14 protein-coding genes and 1 pseudogene are annotated in these 16,636 nt (G+C 68.3%); 10 read left to right on the forward strand and 5 right to left on the reverse strand.

The genetic code is table 11. The features are described from left to right. Positions 1-707: pseudogene (locus V8688_RS26760) on the forward strand (IS3 family transposase); the annotation flags it as partial. Between the two features lie 387 nt (positions 708-1,094). Here V8688_RS26760 and V8688_RS26765 read toward each other — a convergent pair. After that, positions 1,095-3,254 carry a hypothetical protein gene (locus V8688_RS26765; RefSeq protein WP_342801949.1) on the reverse strand — a complete coding sequence of 720 codons (2,160 nt, stop codon included), beginning with the start codon at positions 3,252-3,254 and terminating at the stop codon, positions 1,095-1,097. Positions 3,255-3,538: 284 nt separating this feature from the next. Between V8688_RS26765 and V8688_RS26770 the strand changes: the two genes are divergently transcribed. Next, positions 3,539-4,300 carry a glutamine amidotransferase gene (locus V8688_RS26770; protein ID WP_255586665.1) on the forward strand — a complete coding sequence of 254 codons (762 nt, stop codon included), beginning with the start codon at positions 3,539-3,541 and terminating at the stop codon, positions 4,298-4,300. A 207-nt stretch (positions 4,301-4,507) separates the two neighbouring features. Here the strand turns inward: V8688_RS26770 and V8688_RS26775 are convergent, their stop codons facing one another. Next, entirely contained in the window at positions 4,508-5,368 is an 861-nt protein-coding gene (locus V8688_RS26775) for an SDR family NAD(P)-dependent oxidoreductase (RefSeq protein ID WP_342801950.1), read from the reverse strand. A gap of 102 nt (positions 5,369-5,470) precedes the next feature. On the opposite strand from V8688_RS26775, the gene V8688_RS26780 reads away from it, so the two are divergent. Both V8688_RS26780 and V8688_RS26785 read left to right on the forward strand, forming a co-directional pair. Next, a complete protein-coding gene (locus V8688_RS26780) occupies positions 5,471-6,052 on the forward strand; it encodes an ABATE domain-containing protein (RefSeq protein WP_342801951.1) in 582 nt (193 codons plus the stop codon). Positions 6,053-6,258: 206 nt separating this feature from the next. Next, positions 6,259-7,143 (forward strand): hypothetical protein, encoded by an 885-nt coding sequence (locus tag V8688_RS26785; protein WP_342801952.1) that lies wholly within the window; start codon positions 6,259-6,261, stop codon positions 7,141-7,143. A gap of 54 nt (positions 7,144-7,197) precedes the next feature. Here the strand turns inward: V8688_RS26785 and V8688_RS26790 are convergent, their stop codons facing one another. Both V8688_RS26790 and V8688_RS26795 read right to left on the reverse strand, forming a co-directional pair. Beyond that, on the reverse strand, positions 7,198-8,904 hold the full coding sequence (locus V8688_RS26790) for a SulP family inorganic anion transporter (RefSeq protein ID WP_342801953.1): 1,707 nt from the start codon (positions 8,902-8,904) through the stop codon (positions 7,198-7,200). A gap of 76 nt (positions 8,905-8,980) precedes the next feature. Continuing rightward, positions 8,981-9,220 carry a hypothetical protein gene (locus tag V8688_RS26795; RefSeq protein ID WP_316575002.1) on the reverse strand — a complete coding sequence of 80 codons (240 nt, stop codon included), beginning with the start codon at positions 9,218-9,220 and terminating at the stop codon, positions 8,981-8,983. Positions 9,221-9,622: 402 nt separating this feature from the next. Here V8688_RS26795 and V8688_RS26800 point away from each other — a divergent pair, with 402 nt between their 5' ends. The 4 genes from V8688_RS26800 (at position 9,623) to V8688_RS26815 (ending at position 13,953) form a co-directional block, all read left to right on the forward strand. Next, positions 9,623-10,702: an alkaline phosphatase gene (locus V8688_RS26800; protein ID WP_342801954.1), complete on the forward strand. Its 1,080-nt coding sequence runs from the start codon at positions 9,623-9,625 to the stop codon at positions 10,700-10,702. Positions 10,703-10,930: 228 nt separating this feature from the next. Then, complete coding sequence (locus V8688_RS26805) at positions 10,931-11,911, forward strand: alpha/beta hydrolase family protein (protein WP_218716071.1); 981 nt, start codon at positions 10,931-10,933, stop codon at positions 11,909-11,911. 88 nt (positions 11,912-11,999) lie between these two features. Continuing rightward, positions 12,000-12,974, forward strand: a complete 975-nt coding sequence (locus V8688_RS26810; RefSeq protein WP_342801955.1) for a DUF389 domain-containing protein — start codon at positions 12,000-12,002, stop codon at positions 12,972-12,974. Between the two features lie 130 nt (positions 12,975-13,104). Next, positions 13,105-13,953: an acyl-CoA thioesterase domain-containing protein gene (locus tag V8688_RS26815; RefSeq protein ID WP_342801956.1), complete on the forward strand. Its 849-nt coding sequence runs from the start codon at positions 13,105-13,107 to the stop codon at positions 13,951-13,953. Between the two features lie 161 nt (positions 13,954-14,114). On the opposite strand, the gene V8688_RS26820 is transcribed toward V8688_RS26815, so the two are convergent. Continuing rightward, on the reverse strand, positions 14,115-14,771 hold the full coding sequence (locus tag V8688_RS26820; protein ID WP_218716068.1) for a fasciclin domain-containing protein: 657 nt from the start codon (positions 14,769-14,771) through the stop codon (positions 14,115-14,117). A gap of 255 nt (positions 14,772-15,026) precedes the next feature. On the opposite strand from V8688_RS26820, the gene V8688_RS26825 reads away from it, so the two are divergent. Further along, the gene (locus tag V8688_RS26825) at positions 15,027-15,524 is read left to right on the forward strand and encodes a DUF6764 family protein (RefSeq protein ID WP_218716067.1); all 498 of its coding nucleotides are present in this window, start codon (positions 15,027-15,029) and stop codon (positions 15,522-15,524) included. A gap of 134 nt (positions 15,525-15,658) precedes the next feature. Then, positions 15,659-16,528, forward strand: coding sequence for a MerR family transcriptional regulator (locus tag V8688_RS26830; RefSeq protein ID WP_342801957.1), 870 nt, complete (start codon positions 15,659-15,661; stop codon positions 16,526-16,528). Positions 16,529-16,636: the final 108 nt, after the last annotated feature.

Here is a 16,636-nt window from a genome sequence, read left to right on the forward strand (position 1 = left end):
GCCGGAACCAGGTAATTCGCTCTCCGGCTCAGCGGGGGAACCTCACCTACGGGTACCGCAGAATCCACGCGGAACTCACCCTCGCCATGAACGTGACCGTCTGCACGCGAACGGTGTCGGTCCTCATGACGTGGGCCGGCATCTACGGGCTGCCCGGACCAGCGCGGGTCAAGCGCCTTCGCGGTGTCGTAACAGCCGACGATCTGGTCAACCGAAAGTTCCACCGACTGCCGCCAAATGAGTGGTGGGTCACCGACATAACGCAACACAGAACGCGAGAAGGGTGGGTCTACCGCGCTGCCGTTCTCGACGCGTTCAGCCGTCGGATCGTGGGTTGGTCGATCGATTCCGAGCAGGACGCGACCTTGGTCGTGAACGCCTTGGACATGGCCATCCGCAACCGGCGTCCCGACACGGGCGGAATCGTGCATGCCGACCACGGGACCCAGTTCACCTCATGGGTTTTCGGGGAGAAAATCCGTTCCGCGGGGCTGCTGCCTTCGTTCGGCACCGTCGGAGATGGGCTCGATAACGCGATGATGGAGAGCTTCTGGGGCTCCATGCAGATCGAGCTGCTCAACCGCAAGAAGTGGAAGACCCGGATCGAGCTCGCGAACGCGATCTTCGACTACATCGAGATCTTCCACAACCGTCAACGCCGCTACTCCGCGTTCGGGTATTCCACGCCGATCGAGTACGAACTATCGTTCGACAACGACACCGTCCGCGCAGTCGGTTGGCCACCGCGACTGGAACCTAACCGGTGCGGCAGGTCAAGATGTCACCTAGCCGTGCAGCAGTCCCCCCGTCCGGACACACTAGGTAACCCACGGGTGATGGCGCTTCGGCGATCACCACCCGTCTTGCTCGCTATCGGTGAGCGCGAGCTGTCACCGTGGCGGTCCTGATCTGTTCGAGCACGGCCGGTTTCCGTCGACGGCGTGTCTGCGCCCTCGTCAACGAGTTCGACCATTTCCTCGATCTCTGATTACACCGCGGCCCGGACGTGTCCTATACGGGCCACACGATGTGGACCGCTCACCACGGGCGCCGAATGCAGTTCCGGCGGAAGCACCGCGGCCTTCCCCGGAAGGTCAGAGTCGGGCGATGTCGAACCGTTCCCACGGACCCACCGCGACTCGGTCGCACAGCAGCCACGAGTCCCCGCCTTGCGCCGACCAGTAGTGCCCGCCCAAGGCCATGATGGTGCTCGCGCCGCCGGAGGTGGTCAGGACGAACTTCTCCCACTGGCCCAAGGTCGTTGCGCCGACCCGCAACCACTCGCCGCCGCCGTCGAGCGCCATCACGTACCGGCCGTCGTGCGCTCGAATCGACACCACCGTCCTGATCCCGTACGAGGAGTAGTAGGCGAGTTCGCTGATCGTGAAAACCGTTGCGGGCGTGGGCAGGTACTCGTCGGCGATCAGCAGGTCGCGGGTCAGTGGGTCGTCGCTGACGCGGACGAACCGACCGCCCGAGGCGACGAGGCGGGCCTGGTATCGCACCCGCTCCTGGATGTCGGTTTGGACGACGTCGGGATCGAAGGAACGGGTGATGCGGTGGATCTTGCCGTCGGCGACGGCGAGCACATCCAGGGTCGTGGGGGTGCGGAATACCGCGGCCACCGTGCGGTTGTCGGTGCCCGGAGGCTGACCGGGGACCCGTACCGGTTGGCCGGTCCACGCACCGTAGGCGTAGGAGCGTGCGGCCAGTGGACTGGCCGCGGCGACGAGTTCGCTCACCCCGGGCGTCGACCGGGCCGCCGCGATTCCGCCGTCCTCGGCCAGGCCGACATCGAGATGGGGTTCCCACGGGGACGGCCACTGGTCCGGTTCGCCGACGATGGTCCAGATCCGCCCGTCGCCGGGGCCTTCGGTGACGGCGCTGACCTGGATCGTGTCACCGGACAGCGTGACGGCGGCGACGCTGCCCGCCCGGGGCAGCGGCGGCAGCGGTCGCCAGCTCGCGGCGGCATCGGTGACCGTGGTGTGGATGACGGTGCCGTCGGCATCGCCGGCGATCAGCTCGATTCGCCCCGGCGCGGTCGCGGTCGCGGCCAACGCTGAACGCGGGCCCAACCCGCCGCCGGTCAACACTTGCCAGTCCGGTGCCCACCGATCGTCGATCCACCGGCGTCGGCGCACCAGGTGATCGCCCGTGCCGACAACGAACAGGTCGATCGTGTTCGTCGTCGAGCTGGCCGCGGCGATGCCCGCACGTGGGTCGAACGCGCCGGGGTCGGTGAGTGCTCGCCACGACACCCATACGTGGCCGGTGAACCGGGTCTGCAACACCGCGCCGTCGAGCGCGACGACGAAGACGTCGATCTCGCCCTCGCGCGCGACGGCCGCGATCCGGGCCGCCCGATGCAGCGGTGGGGATTCCAGCACCGACCACAACCGCCACGGATCCGCCACCACATCGATCTCGGCCACAGCGTCGCCTCCGCCGCGCACATCGAGACGCAGCGGCGCCCGGCCCAACCGCATCGACGCTCCCGGCTGGACCGGTACCTGGGCGAGCAGGAACGTGGCACCGCTGCGCGCCAGCTCCTGCGCGACGATCTGGCGTTGCATGCCCTGCGGGGTGAGCGTGCGAAAGCCGCGGTCCCAGACGCGCGGTGAGCGAAGCGAGATGTAGACGTCGGCACCGCCCGGAGCCATCGCGTGGGCAACAGCCACCACCGGAGCCCCGGTGTGGCCCGCGGCCGGGACGCCGGGCCAGCGTGCCAATTGGATAGGGCCCGCCGGTTGTCGCGGCACCGCTACCGTGGCCGTCGGGTGGTGGGGGTCGAGCCAGCCGATCGGCACCGTCGCCGCCGGGCACATGGCGGGCCCGGTCAGATCGTGGCCCGGTGACGCGTGTGCCAGCTGCGGCTCCTGCGCGGCGAGCGTTCCGACCGAGCCCATGATGCAGGTCGGATCGGCGTAGTCGAGCCCGACGTGACCGTTGAACGTACTGGCGTGGCCGCCGGGCCGGTGATTGCGACGCTGGTAGTAGTGGCCCAGCTCGTGGCACAGCAGCGAAGCGCTGAGCTGGGCAGCGGCGAATTGACCGTCGTAGCCGAACTGGCCACCGGTGGCGGCCGCCCAATCCTGAATCACCACCAGGACGGCGCCCTTCGGGAAGGGCGCCCCGTCGGCCGCGGCCTTCACGCGCACCGCGGCGGCGAGTGCGTCGGCGTCGGCGTAGGGCTGATCGATCTCGACCGGTGGATGTACCGACCAGGTGTGCTCCTCGCGAAATCCGGACATATCTCGCCAGAATCGGCGTACTTCGTCACCGCAGGCCAGCAGCCACGCCTCCGTGAAGGTGTGCCCCGACCGTGTGGCATCGCCGCTCACCCAGGCAATCACGAAGACAAAGTGTGTGTGCGCCATCGAACTACTTCCGTCGTCGAAGCGGGGGATCTCCTCCTGATATCGCCTGGCGAGCGGAGACCATTAATCGACTGACCGATCGCGAGCCTGCGGCGCTTCGATCCGAACGCCGGTGAGCTGCGAGGGTTCCGGCCGTTCGCACCGCTACGGTGTTCGGCATGAGCGACGCGATGGTGCGCGACCGCGACGGAAGGCCGTTCCTGTTGCTGGCGACACGCGCCGAGAACGAGGCCGCCGACCAGGAATACGAGGCTTTCCTGCGCTGCGGCGGGCTCGCACCGCGCCGACTGCACCGGCGCCGTCTGGAACGCGATCCGCTCGGAGAGATCGACCTCGACCGCTACGCGGGCATCATGCTGGGCGGGAGCCCGTTCACCGTCTCCGACCCGCCCGACACGAAATCGCCGGTGCAGCGGCGAGTGGAAGCTGAGTTGCGCGAGCTCGTGGCGGCCGTGGTCCGTCAGGATTTCCCGTTCCTCGGCGCCTGTTACGGCATCGGCGTGATCGGCTCGGTGATCGGCGCTGTCATCGACCGAACCCATCCCGAACCGGTCGGCCCCACCACCATCACTCTGACCGATGCCGGGCGGGTCGACCCGCTGCTGTGCGTGCTCCCGCGCGAGTTCGACGCGTTCGTCGGTCACAAGGAGGCCGCCACCGAGCTCCCGGCGGGGATCGAACGGCTCGCCACCTCGACCGGCTGCCCGATACAGGCATTCCGGGTGGGCGCCAACGTGTACGCCACGCAGTTCCATCCGGAGTTGGACGCGCAGGGCATGAGCATCCGTATCGACGCCTATAAGCACCACGGCTACTTCGACCCCGTCGAGGCCGAAGCGCTCAAGGAAGTAGCCCGCTCGGGCAACGTCGTGCACCCCGGCGCGCTGGTGCGTCGGTTCGTCCAGCTGTACGAGGATTGACGTTCGGCTGGACTGTCACCGTCGGGTCGAGTTCCGGCGAACGCCGGCACTCGCGCTCTCGTCCGGTTCGGCGCACCGACGACTATCGGTGCGCCGAACCGGACGCGTTGTCGGTGGTCGGCGCTACACCGTCGCGGGGGCTGCGGCGACGTCCACATCGCAGGACACCTGGTGCCACACCGCGAGCTCATCGCGTCGCCGCNGGCGCTACACCGTCGCGGGGGCTGCGGCGACGTCCACATCGCAGGACACCTGGTGCCACACCGCGAGCTCATCGCGTCGCCGCCGCAGCGCGGCGTCGATCTCGGTGACGGCGAAGCCTCCGGTGACCAGGCGCACCGGGGGAGTGTCGCTGTCGACCGCAGTAAGGATGGCGGCCGCGACCCGATTCGGATCGTTGAACGCCGTCGGCGGCAGCTCGCCGATCTGTCGCTGTACTTCGCGCACGGTTCGGTCGTAATCGTCGATCGGCCGGGCGTGATGGAGGTTGGCCAGGAACGGGGTTGCGGTCGGGCCGGGCTCGACGAGTGTGACGTCGATACCCAGGGGAGCGACTTCGTCCAGCAGCGCGTCCGTGAGTCCTTCGATGGCGCACTTGGTCGCCGCGAGAAGGCCTACGCCGGCGTGGGCGGTCTGTCCGTAGTAGGAGGAACCCTGCAGGATGTGACCGGCGCGCTGTCGGCGCAGGATCGGCAGGGTAGCGCGAAGCACGGTGAGCACTCCGAAGAAGTTGGTGTCGAAGATCTCGCGGGCCTGCTCGTCGTCGACTTCTTCGACCGCTCCGAAGAGCCCGTAGCCGGCGTTGTTCGCAACCACGTCGATGCGCCCATACGTGTGCAGCGCGAGCGCGACGGCGTCATCGATCGACGATTGCCTGCGCACGTCGGCGGCAACGGGAGTGATCCGGCCGCCATGAGCCGCGGCCAGGGGCGACAGCGCATCGATGTGCCGCGCCAAGGCCACGACATTGTCGCCGCGTGCGGCGGCCGCCTCGGTCAATGCCAGGCCGATGCCGGATGAGGCGCCGGTGATGAACCATGTGATGGGAACTTTCGACGTGTTGATCATGTTGCGAGCGTAAGTTGTTTGCTAGCAACAAGTCAACGCTTGATGTGGAAGTTGTTCCCATCGAAATTGGCTAGCCGACAACTCCCGAGGTAAATTCGCGGTATGGGCGATGGGTCGGAAGCAGCGCTGGCGGTGATCGCGTTCGCGAATACGCACGCCGATGGTGGTGGGGGTGTCGAGCAGTTCGCCGACGCCGACGGACTGCGCACGTGGTTGCGGGGTACCGGGCGACAGGTCACCGGTGCGGTCACCGACGCGGATGCGGCCGAGGCGCGGCAGTTGCGCGATGCCGTCGTGACCATCCTGCTCACCCACTCCGCGGACCCGAACGTCTCCGCCGTCGCGATCGAGGAGAGCGAGGCGTTGCTACGGCGGGCGGCCGACAGGTATCCACTCCGCGCGACGATCGACCGAGACGGAGTGGAACTGCGACCGATCGCCGACGGCGTGTCCGCGGTGCTGGCGGCGATCCTCGCCGCGGTGACCGAACTCGCCTACACCGGTTCCTGGTCGCGGCTCAAGGCATGTCGAAATCCGCCCTGCCACTTCGCTTTCTACGACCGCACCCGCAATACCTCGGCCGCGTACTGCAGCAACGCCTGCAGCAGTCAGGTCTCGATGCGCGCCATCAGAGCACGACGCCGAGCGCAGGCGACGGACGCCGACGCGGATACCCAGTCCTGATGCGGGGCTCCGCCGGGATCACTTCGACAGTCGACGGTGCCACCCGGATTCTCCTACCTGTGCCGGGGCACGGCGTCGCCGAATCTGTTACATGTCACAATATTTGCGGGGACTGCGCCCTCGACCGGCCCGGTGATGGCTAGCGTCGGACAATGTCGAGAGGGTGGCGTCCGCGCAGACGCGACGTGTTGGCGTTGGGAACCGCGATGGCGGGTGAGCTGATCCTGGGAACCACCGCACCGGCACAGGCGTCGCCGGTTGTCCGCTATCCGGGGTATTCCGCACAGGATTGGGCCCAACCCTACGCGCGGTTCATGGCCCACCGCACCGTCGCCCCTCCCGCCGCGGTCGCTGCCGCATTCCACGGGCCGGCGACTCCGGGCGGCATGATTCCTGCGTTCTCCGCGGTGACGTCGGACCTGTCGATCTCGGGCTATTCGCCGGTCGAAACCGGGTACGGCCGCAGCGACGAAGGTCTGGTGTGGACCGCGGTGCGCACCGAGATGCCGGGTGTGACCGCGGCGATGTGGGATTGGTGGTTCGGCTGGCACTCGGCGGAGTCCGCCCGGTACAAGCTCTGGCATCCTGACGCGCACCTGTACGCCGACATCAGTTCGGATCGCAGTGCCGAGGCGATGCCCGACCGGGCGAAATACGTCGGCACCATCTCCTACGTCGACGAGTATGTCGGGGCGAAATTGCAGCAGCTCGCGATCTCGTTCGTCGACCCGGTGGCGCACGGCTTCGAAGTCCCGGCCGGGCATACGGTGATCCTGGGACGGGTCGGGAGCAGCATCGCGCCGGTGGAGCTCGGCTGGCTTGCCCATCAAGTGCGCCCGATCCCCGGCGGCAGTGAGATGCGTAGCCGTTTCTACCTCAACCGCTACGGCCTGCGCCTGCCCGACCCTCGCCAGGCCGCCCAAGCGTTGGGGCGTGGCGCCGCGCTCGATCCCGCGGATCTGGTGCTCGGTCTGGGGCTGGCACGTGATCTCCTGTTGCACTGCGGTCAGGAAATGGCGCACCTGGCGGGATTCCTACCCGAGCTGTACAGCGCGTTCGCGGGCGGAGCAGACTCCGCGAGCTCGGAATAGCCGCGTTGCCGATCTCGAATGCGTTCGAGGGCGAGCGAAAGGCGCGACTCCGGATCAACTGTCCGCGGAACGGTCGGCGCGATGGTGGAAAGCCGATACCGCGGCCTCGACGGTGGGATAGAAATGCGTTCTGTCGAACCGGTCACCGACGCCGAAGCGGATCAGCTTGTCCTTGATCGGTCCTTTCATCTCGGCGAACTTCAATTGGATCTCTTTGCCTTCGAGGTAATTGTCGAGGTCGACGAGTTCGTCCACGGCGGTGGTGTCGAGATCGGTGATCGGTTCGGCGGCGATGATGACCCACTCGATCGGGGACGGGGCGTCGGCGACGACCGAGCGGACATAGTCGTCGAATATCTGTCCGTTGGCGAAGAACAGTGGTGCGTCGAACCTGACCAGCACCAAGCCGGGAATGCGCAGGCCGTCGGGGTGACGTTCGATGTCGTGGTAGCCGGGGCGGTCCGGTGTCCGGACGAGTTCGGTGCGGTAGGGCTGCCAGGCTCGTGCGACCACCGCGACGAAGGAGAGTCCGATCGCGACGAGGATGCCCTGCAGCACGCCGACCAACGCGACCCCGACGAACGCGGCTGCCGCCAGGGCGAATTCGACCGAGCTCATCCGCCACATCCGGACCATGCCGCGGATGTCGATCAACGCGGTGGCGGCGACGATCACGACGGCCGCGAGCGCGGCGTCGGGCAGGTACGCGGTGAGACCCGGAGCGAGCAGCACGAAGAGCAGGACGGCGATCGCGCCGACGACGCCGGCCAATTGTGTCCGGGCGCCGCTCTGTTCGGCGACCGGGGTTCGTGACCCGCTCGCGGAGACGGGAAATCCGCCGAACAGCCCACCCGCCACATTGGCGACTCCGATCGCCTTCATCTCGGTGCTGCCGTCGACGTCTTCTCCGTGTCGGGCGGCGAAGGTCCGCGACAGGACGCCGCTGTCGGCGAACGCGATCAGCGCGATGCCCGCCGCGGGTCCGATCAGGTGCCCGATGTCGTCCCAGCCGATGCCGTCGATGGAAGGCAGCGGCAGGCCTTCGGGCAGGGCGCCGACCATGCCGATGTCGTCGGTGAGTCCGGCGGCGGCCGAGATCGCGATGGCCACCGCGACCGCGACCAGCACTCCCGGCACCGCGGGTAGCCACCAGCGAAAGGCCACGATGACGGCGAGGGTGCCGAGGCCGAGAGCGGCCGCGATGGGATCGATCTCGCTGTCGACGACGGCCTTCCCGATCTCGGCGATCTCGGCGAGAACGCCGGTGGCGTCGACGGAGAACCCGAGCAGTTTGGGAAGTTGTCCGACGACGACGATGAGCGCGATGGCGTTCAGGTAGCCGAGTCGGATGGGCTTGGACAGCAGTTCGGTGACGAACCCGAGCCGAAGGAACCCCCCGACGAGCAGGATGAGCCCGACGAGGACCGCGAGGACTCCCGCGAGAGCCAGCGCACGGTCGGGGTCGTCGACGGCGGCCAGCGGCAGCACCGCGGCCGCGATCAGCGGAGCGAGCGAGGAATCCGGGCCGAGCACAAGGATCCTGGACGGCCCGACCACCGCGTAGGCCAGCAGCGGCACGATGGTGGCGTAGAGCCCGGCATACGCGGGAAGCCCCGCCGCCTCGGCGTAGCCCATGCCGGCGGGGATCAACAACGCGGTCAAGACGAGGCCCGCGGTGACATCGGCTCGCAGCCACGCCCGACGATAGCCGCGGGCCGTCGCGATCCCGGGTAAGGCGCTCACTCGCTGCTTCCACGACATGGTCGGGGGCCTCAGCGTGCTCGGGCGCGAGCGGAGGCGGTCGTCACCGGGACGGCGTGCGCCGTGGGGGAATCCACTACTGGATCGTAGCCATGCTCGGAGTGCTGCGAGGGATCTCGACCTGGACGCGGCCGACAGCTTGCCGAGCGGCCTTTTCGACGAGCAGCGGAACGAAATCTCGGATACGGGCCTCGGCGAACCGCGCATGAATACGGCGAACCAGAAGCTCGATCTCCGCCGGTGATTCCGCGGGGAAACGGGTGATCAGGCGTTCGATCACCTGATCGATCTGTACGAATTCAAGGTCGTCGCGCATTGTCTATCGACCATTCGGCATCAGGCAATTCGGCGGTGAATGGATGCGGGTCCTGTCGAGAAATTCTCCCCGTTCCGATCCGGGTGTCGATGGCCACCAAGCGGTGGTGGTAGTCAGGATGGGGAGATGCTCTTCATTTCCGTGCGCGACTGCTCGCTCGGTGTCGTGGTGCATCATCGGAAAACTATCCGTCCAGCGAAAATCGCTGTGCGGGCGCAGAATCCACAGTGGTGTGGTTGCTCACATTTTACCGGGGTGGTTTCCTTTTTACAAGACGCGGTGTCCGCCGCGGGGTTGTGGGCCCGAATGGCGGCGACGAGGACTTCCCGGTGGACGGGACTGTGCCGGTCGATTGTCCAATTTGCTGGGTGCGGGGGCCGCTCGGCAACTACGGTGCCGCCCATGTCTCGCACTCACCGCATACTCGCGGCCGCCGCACTGGCCGCTGTCCCACTCGCCGCAGCCGCGCCGGCCCCGGCGGCTCCGATCGTGAACAAGGTCGTGGTCATCGGTATCGACGGCACCCTGTGGAGTGAGGTGTCGGCGGCCGAGGCGCCGAACCTCGACCGCTTGGCCGCGCAGGGCACGCTGGCACGGACCTCCATCGCCCCGCACACCACCATGTCGTGCGTCTCGTGGGCGACGGCGCTGACCGGCGTATGGGACAGCAAGCACGGGATCCGGGACAACGGAGCCACCTGCAACGCGGCGGCTTTCGCGCCGTATCCGACGGTGTTCACACAGGTGGAGCGGGAGCGTCCGTCGTTGTCGACGGCTTCCATCGGGACCTGGGACACGATCGGCATGATCGCGCGGACCGGTAGCCCGCAAGCCGACCGGGTGGCGGTCACCCAGATCGATCCCACCGGCGCGGGCGTCTGCGAGACCACCGCGGACTCCAACGCCGCCGCGGCGGTTGTCTCGGCCATCACCGAGGACGGGACCGATCTGCTGTTCACGCACCTCGATCAGGTGGACATCGTCGGGCACACGCTGCGCGGAGTCTGGCCGCAGGCGTATCGCGATGCCATCGGGCGGGTGGACGGCCTGGTCGGGAAGATCACCGCCGCGGTCGACGCGCGGGCGGCCGCGCACGCGAACGAGCGATGGACGATTCTGGTCACCACCGACCACGGACACAAGCCCGACGGTGGACACGGTGGGCAGAGTGCCTACGAGACAGCCAGTTTCGTGATCGCCCGCGGACCGGGGTTCGCCGCGGGCGCGCAGCACAACGGATACACCCTCGCCGACATCACCCCGACCGTGCTGGACCTGCTCGAGGTCTCGGCGCCGGCGAATCTCGACGGCGAGTCGATGCTGAACGGTGGCTCGGGCGACCCTGCGGCACCCGTGCCGAATACGCCGCCGGTGGACGCCGGGATCACCGGTTCGTCGTCGGGTTCGGCGCAGTCGGCGATGGTCGCGAATCCGTTGTGTCTGCTGGGAAGTGGATCGGCGAGCGGTTCCTCCGAGCGATGACGCGGTGACGCCGTCCGGAGATCGGCGTGGCCGAACCGGCTCGCCGACACGGTCACTTCGTTCGCTCAGGGGACCAAACCGCACCCGGTAGCGCCGCGAACCTCCTGTCGTGCCGTCAGATCGTCGGCACGTGGGCCAGTCAGGTTCTGACGCGAGCACTAGGGATGACCTCACATGAGAACACCGCGACCGATACGCAGGTCTGCCCGGTTCCGATGGAGCGCGCTGATGGTCGCGGTGGCGGCCGCCGCCGGTCCGGCGACCCTCGCCGGGCCCGCGGTCGGCGAACCATCGGCAGGCGTTGTCACCGTGCAGGACCTGGGCGACCGTCGACAGGTCGTCTCGGTGTACTCCGCGGCGATGGAGCGGTCCGTCCCGGTCCAGGTCCTCCGGGCGGCGGACCAGGCTCGGCCACGGCCGACGCTGTACCTCCTCAACGGTTCGCAGGGCGGTCCGAACGGAAGCGGCTGGGACGCGCAGACCGAGGTGATCGACTTTCTGCGCACCGAGGACGTCAACGTGGTGACACCGGTCGGCGGGAGCAGTTCGTATTACACCGACTGGATCGCCGACGACCCCGTTCTCGGCCGGAACAAGTGGCAGACCTTCCTCAACGAGGAACTGCCGCCGGTGATCGAGAACTTCTTGGGCGCCGATGACGAGCGAGCGCTCGCCGGGGTGTCCATGAGCGGCACGTCGGTGCTGAATCTCGCCATCGCCAAGCCGGGCTTCTGGCGCAGCGTGGCCTCCTACAGTGGCTGTGCGCAGACGTCGGATCCGGTCGGGCAGGAGTTCGTCCGCGTCACCGTCGAGAACTGGGGCGGCGGACGCAGCGTGGAGAACATGTGGGGTCCGCGCAATGGGCCGTTGTGGCGGGCCAACGATCCCCTGGTCAATGCCGAACGGCTGCGCGGGACCGCCATCTATCTGAGTACCGGTAGCGGTGTGCCCGCCGCGCCGCACGACACTCCCGCCGATCCCCGAGTCCAAGACGGTCGCATTCCGCTGGCGGCGCAGGTGCTTCTCGGTGGCCCGATCGAAGCCGCGGTTCGCTTCTGCACGATCAATCTGGCGAATCGGCTGGGCGAGTTGAATATTCCGGTCACGCTGGACGAGCGCCCGGTCGGCACGCACTCGTGGGGGTACTGGGAAGACGATCTTCGTCGGTCCTGGCCGTTCCTCGCCGCGACGATCGGGCTTGCCCGCTGAGCCGGGAGGTGGAGTTCACCCGCAGCGGATGAGTCGCCTGGGGTCCGCTGTCGCTAACGTCGGCGACAGCCTCGCCGAAAGGACCGCCATGCTGGGATATCTCGTGCCCGTGGACCAGCGGCGATCGCTCGCCGAGCTCACCGATCGGCTGGATCTGTCGGTCGGTGAGGTCGGCGCGAAGCGTTCCGCGTTCTGGATCATGCTGGTGCTCTCGGCGGTGATCGCGATCTCCGGCGTCATCGGGGATTCCACCGCCACGGTGATCGGCGCGATGATCGTCGCGCCGTTGTCGTTGCCGATTCTCGGGGTGGCGCTGGGCGTGGTGACCGGCCGTTCGGCCTTGATCGGGCGCAGCGTGGTGCTGGTGGGCGCCGGCGTCGTCGTTGTCGTCGTCTTGGGTTTTCTCTTCGCCCAGTTGCTGCCGAATCCGGTGCACGTCCTGTCGAACGCTCAGGTCGTCGGACGAACATCGCCGAAACTGGTGGACCTGACCGCGGCGATAGCCACCGGGTTGGTGGCCGCTGTCGCGATCGCCCGGCGCGACGTCGGCGATGTGCTGCCCGGCGTCGCGATCGCGATCTCGCTGGTGCCGCCGCTGGGCGTGGTCGGAGTTTGCCTCGGCTCGCACGCACCCGCCCTGGCCCTGGGTGCGTTCGTGTTGTTCGCGTCCAATGTCGTGGCGATGATCATCACCGCGACGATCGTGTTGCTCGGTGCCGGCTACGCGGCCGACGCGCAGGCCGCCGCGGCGCGACGCGGACGCAGCTTCGCGATACTCGGCGCAGCCCTGGTGCTGGTCGCGATCCCGATGGTGATCAACTCGTTGTCGACATTGTGGGCCGGCCAGATCGCCGAGGCCACCGGCGACTGGCTGCGCGACGAGCCGGGCGCACAGGTGACCGACGTGACGCTGCAGAGCGATACCGCGACGATCTCGGTGCTCGGGCCCGAACAACTGCCACCGGTCGAGGAACTGCAACGCCGCGTCGACGACCTCGTGCCGTGGAATGCGACTGTGGTCATCGTGCACAACGTCGGCGCCAGGGTGCAGCCGAACCGATGACCAGGCCGACAGTCCGTTGCTGTGCTGCGCGAGGAAGCGGCGTTGAGCGCCGGTCGGGGGCGGAGAAAGTGTCCCATTCACCGCTCCTCTCGGCTTTCCCGGCAGTCGGGGTCTGTGCGAGCATTCGGCCATGGCTGGTGGAACCGATAATTGGCCGGTCGTCGACCTGGCCGACCTCCTCGACGTGCTCGATCTCGCCGAGACGGCGCCCGGACGATTCCGGGCCAGGAACGTGACATCGACGCTGCCGACGACGTTGGGCAGTCAGACGTTGGCGCAGGCGGTGGTCGCGGCCGAGCGCACCGTGCCGCAGATGGCGGTGCAGTCGCTGCACGGTGTGTTCCCGCGCGGTGGGTTCGCCGATCGGGAGGTCGACGTGGATGTCGAGGTCATCCAGTCGGGCCGGGCACTGGCCACCGTGCAGGTCGCGTTCCGGCAGGATGGGCGCGAGCACGCCCGGGTACTGGCCATGCTCAGCGTCGACGAGCCCGACTTCCTCGCACACCACGCCGCACTGCCGCCGGAGGTGCCGGGTCCGGACGAGTGCGCCGACCTGCCGTGCGCCCTGCTGCCCTGGGAGGTGCGGACGCCCGGCGGGGCGGACGCGCTGGCGCTCGACCTCGCGGGTCCACCGTCGCTGGATGTGTGGATGCGCTGCGACAAGGCGCCCGACCTGCCCGTGTTCTCCCGGGCGCTATTGGCCCATGGCAGTGAGGGTTTCCTGGGACCGGTCAGCATGCGTCCGTATCCGCAGGCCGAGATCACGCGGCGCGGTGGCCGGGGGACCTCGGCCATGCTCACGCAGACCGTCACCTTCCATCGGCCGTTCACCGTGCACGACTGGTTGCTGTTGCGCTGTGAGAGTCCGTTCGCGGGCGCGGGACGGATGTTCGAGCGGATCCAGATCTTCACGCGCGCAGGAGAATTGGTCGCTTCGGTGGACGCGCAGGGCCTGATGCGCGCACACACGCCCGGCTGAGCGTAGGCGGCGGACGAGCCACGGCGCTGGGCGAACGGCCCGCCCCGGGGCTCGCCTTCCGGTCGACGGGGCTCGAGCCCTGCGGCCGCACGCACTCCGGAGGAGCGGGTGCGGCAGCGCGTTCGGCAACCTCGCACCCGCCCTGGAGCCGTCCGGTTCCGCTAGCTGGTGGGCGGTGTCAGGACACCATCGATCAGGTAGACGGTCGCGTTCGCCGTGCGGACACCACCGCAGACCACTGTTGCCTCGTTGACGCGAAGCTGATCGCCCGATCCCGTCACCGTGACCTCGGATCCCTCGACGGTCGCGTGTGTGCCGACGACGGCTTCGGGTGCCAACCGTCCCGGTACGACGTGGTAGGTGAGAATGCTGGTCAGCATCGCCGAGTCTGTTTTCAGTGTTTCCAGCGTGCCCGGGTCGAGCGCGGCGAACGCGGAGTCCACCGGCGCGAAAACGGTGAATTCGCCACCGTTGAGCGTGTCGACGAGGTTGACCTGGGGATTGACCTGGCCGGACACCGCCGCGGTGAGGGTGGTCAGCAAGGGGTTGTTCGCGGCGGCGGTCGCTACGGGCTCCTGCGACATCGCCTCGATCGAGCCCGGTCCGGTCGGTACCTGCGCCGCGTAATCTGCGCAGCCGGGGCCGACGAGCCCGGTCATCGCCACCTCGCCCTGTGCGGGCATGGCCGTAGCGGACGTGGTCGTCGTGGGTGCGGACGTGGTGTCGCTTGCCTCGTCGGTGTCGGTACACGCTGACCCGGCGATCGCTATCGCCGCCAGTACCGCGATCACTGTTCCGGAGTGCTGTCGAACCTTCATGTCGTGCCTTCCTGTCAGGGGCGATGCCCGTATCGGCCGACGGCGCAGGATCGATTGCTGCGAAGCGGGGTCGGAGCCCGCGCTACCGCTGTGCGTCGTGGACCACGCAATTAAACTTCCTGATGCGTCGATTCTGCATCATTTGACGTGTAGTGTGAAGCCTCACAGGCATCTCGTAGGCAGATATTCTCACCGGCCGACATCGTCACGGGCGTGGCGCGGCCACGGACAAGAATCGGAAGCGAGGAGATGGTCATGGTTCATTTCACTGCTGGGCGCGCACTCGGGTTTCTCGTGAGTGCGGGAACGGCCTCACTGTTCGCCCTGGCCGCCGCACCGACGGCGAATGCCGCGCCGACTGCCATGTGTCCGGCGCCTGGTGCGGCGTCCGTGCAGGCCGGTGCGGCGGACGGGTCCTGCTCCGCGACGAGCGCCGCGGGCGGCGCGGCGGCGGCCTACGGATTCGACGGCGCCGCGTCCGCCGATGCCGCGCCGACGAGCTTGTCGCTGGCCATCGCGCAGAACGGCGGCACCGCGACCTCGAGCTCGACGTTCCTGTCGGGCCCGGCCGCCATCGCCCTGGGGCCGGGTGCGCAGGTGACGACGACCGGGGTGCGGCCCGGGCTGTCCATCGGGATCGCCGGTCCGGGAGCGGAGGTCACCGTCAACGGCGTCACCACCCCCACCTGCACCGGCGGTCCCGCCTTCGCCGGCGACTTCCAGACCCTGCAGGGTTGCGTGTCGCTGCGCTGACACCGGGCGTGCGCCGTCCGGCGGGCCGGAGGGCACCGATCGAAGGAGGTCGGTGCTTCGGGAACGCGGCAGGTCGGCAGCCGTAGATCTCGTCCGATTCGTGGAAAGGCGCGCGGAGGTTGGGAGAAGGTGGTGTGAGGGGTGACTCGGCATCCGGCTACACCGTCGGAACCGTGGCCGCGATGCTGGGCATTCCCGTAGCGACATTGCGCAGCTGGAACCAGCGCTACGGCCTGGGCCCCGCGCACCGCCGCCCGGGCAGTCACCGGTACTACACGGCCGGGGATGTGGCGATGCTGAGCCGAATGGCCGATCTGGTCCGTGCTGGAGCGAGCCCGGCCAAAGCGGCGCAGGCCGCCCGGATCGCGGCGGATTCTGTTCCCACCCTCGGTGATGTGGCGCCGGTGCTGGACGCTGCCGAGCAGCTCCGGGTCGCCGAACTCCTGGGCGTGATCACTGCCCATCTGACCCATTTCGGGGTGGTGGCGACGTGGCGCGAGTTGTGTCGACCTGTCTTCGCGGACATCGTGAGCAGGCAGGATCGTGGCAATGGCTTGATCGATGTAGAGCATGTCGTGTCCTGGGCGGTCACCACGGGTCTGCACCGCGCGGTGCCGGCGGTGCGCGGCGTAGCCGGGCTCGCTCCGGTGCTGCTGGCCTGTGCTCCGGGCGAGGCGCATGTACTGCCCCTGGAAGTTCTGCGAGCGGCGCTGGCGGAGATCGGCGTACCGGCGGTGCTACTCGGCGCGGCGGTACCCGGCGGCGCGCTCGCTGACGCGGTGGCCAAAGCGCAGGATCCCGTGGTGGTGCTGTGGTCCCAAACCGCGCGCACGGCGGCAGCGGCGCCGATCCCCGCCGGAATCGGTGCACCGGCCCAGCTGCTTCTTGCGGGACCTGGATGGCCCGAGGTGCCTGGTGTGCGGTGCCTCGGCTCGCTCGAAGAGGCGGTCGCCCAGGTCAGTCGGTTGGCACGTGGCCGGGACAGGCCGCCGACCATTGAATGATTCATAAACGATGCATCACTCGCCCGTCGTCCTTCGGCCGATGGACGACGGGCGATAGGTCGTCCGGGACGGCAGCGCGAGACCGTCCCGGCGACCAGGTGCTACGCG

The sequence above is a fragment of the Nocardia sp. No.11 genome, assembly GCF_038752175.1.
Lineage (GTDB): Bacteria > Actinomycetota > Actinomycetes > Mycobacteriales > Mycobacteriaceae > Nocardia > Nocardia canadensis.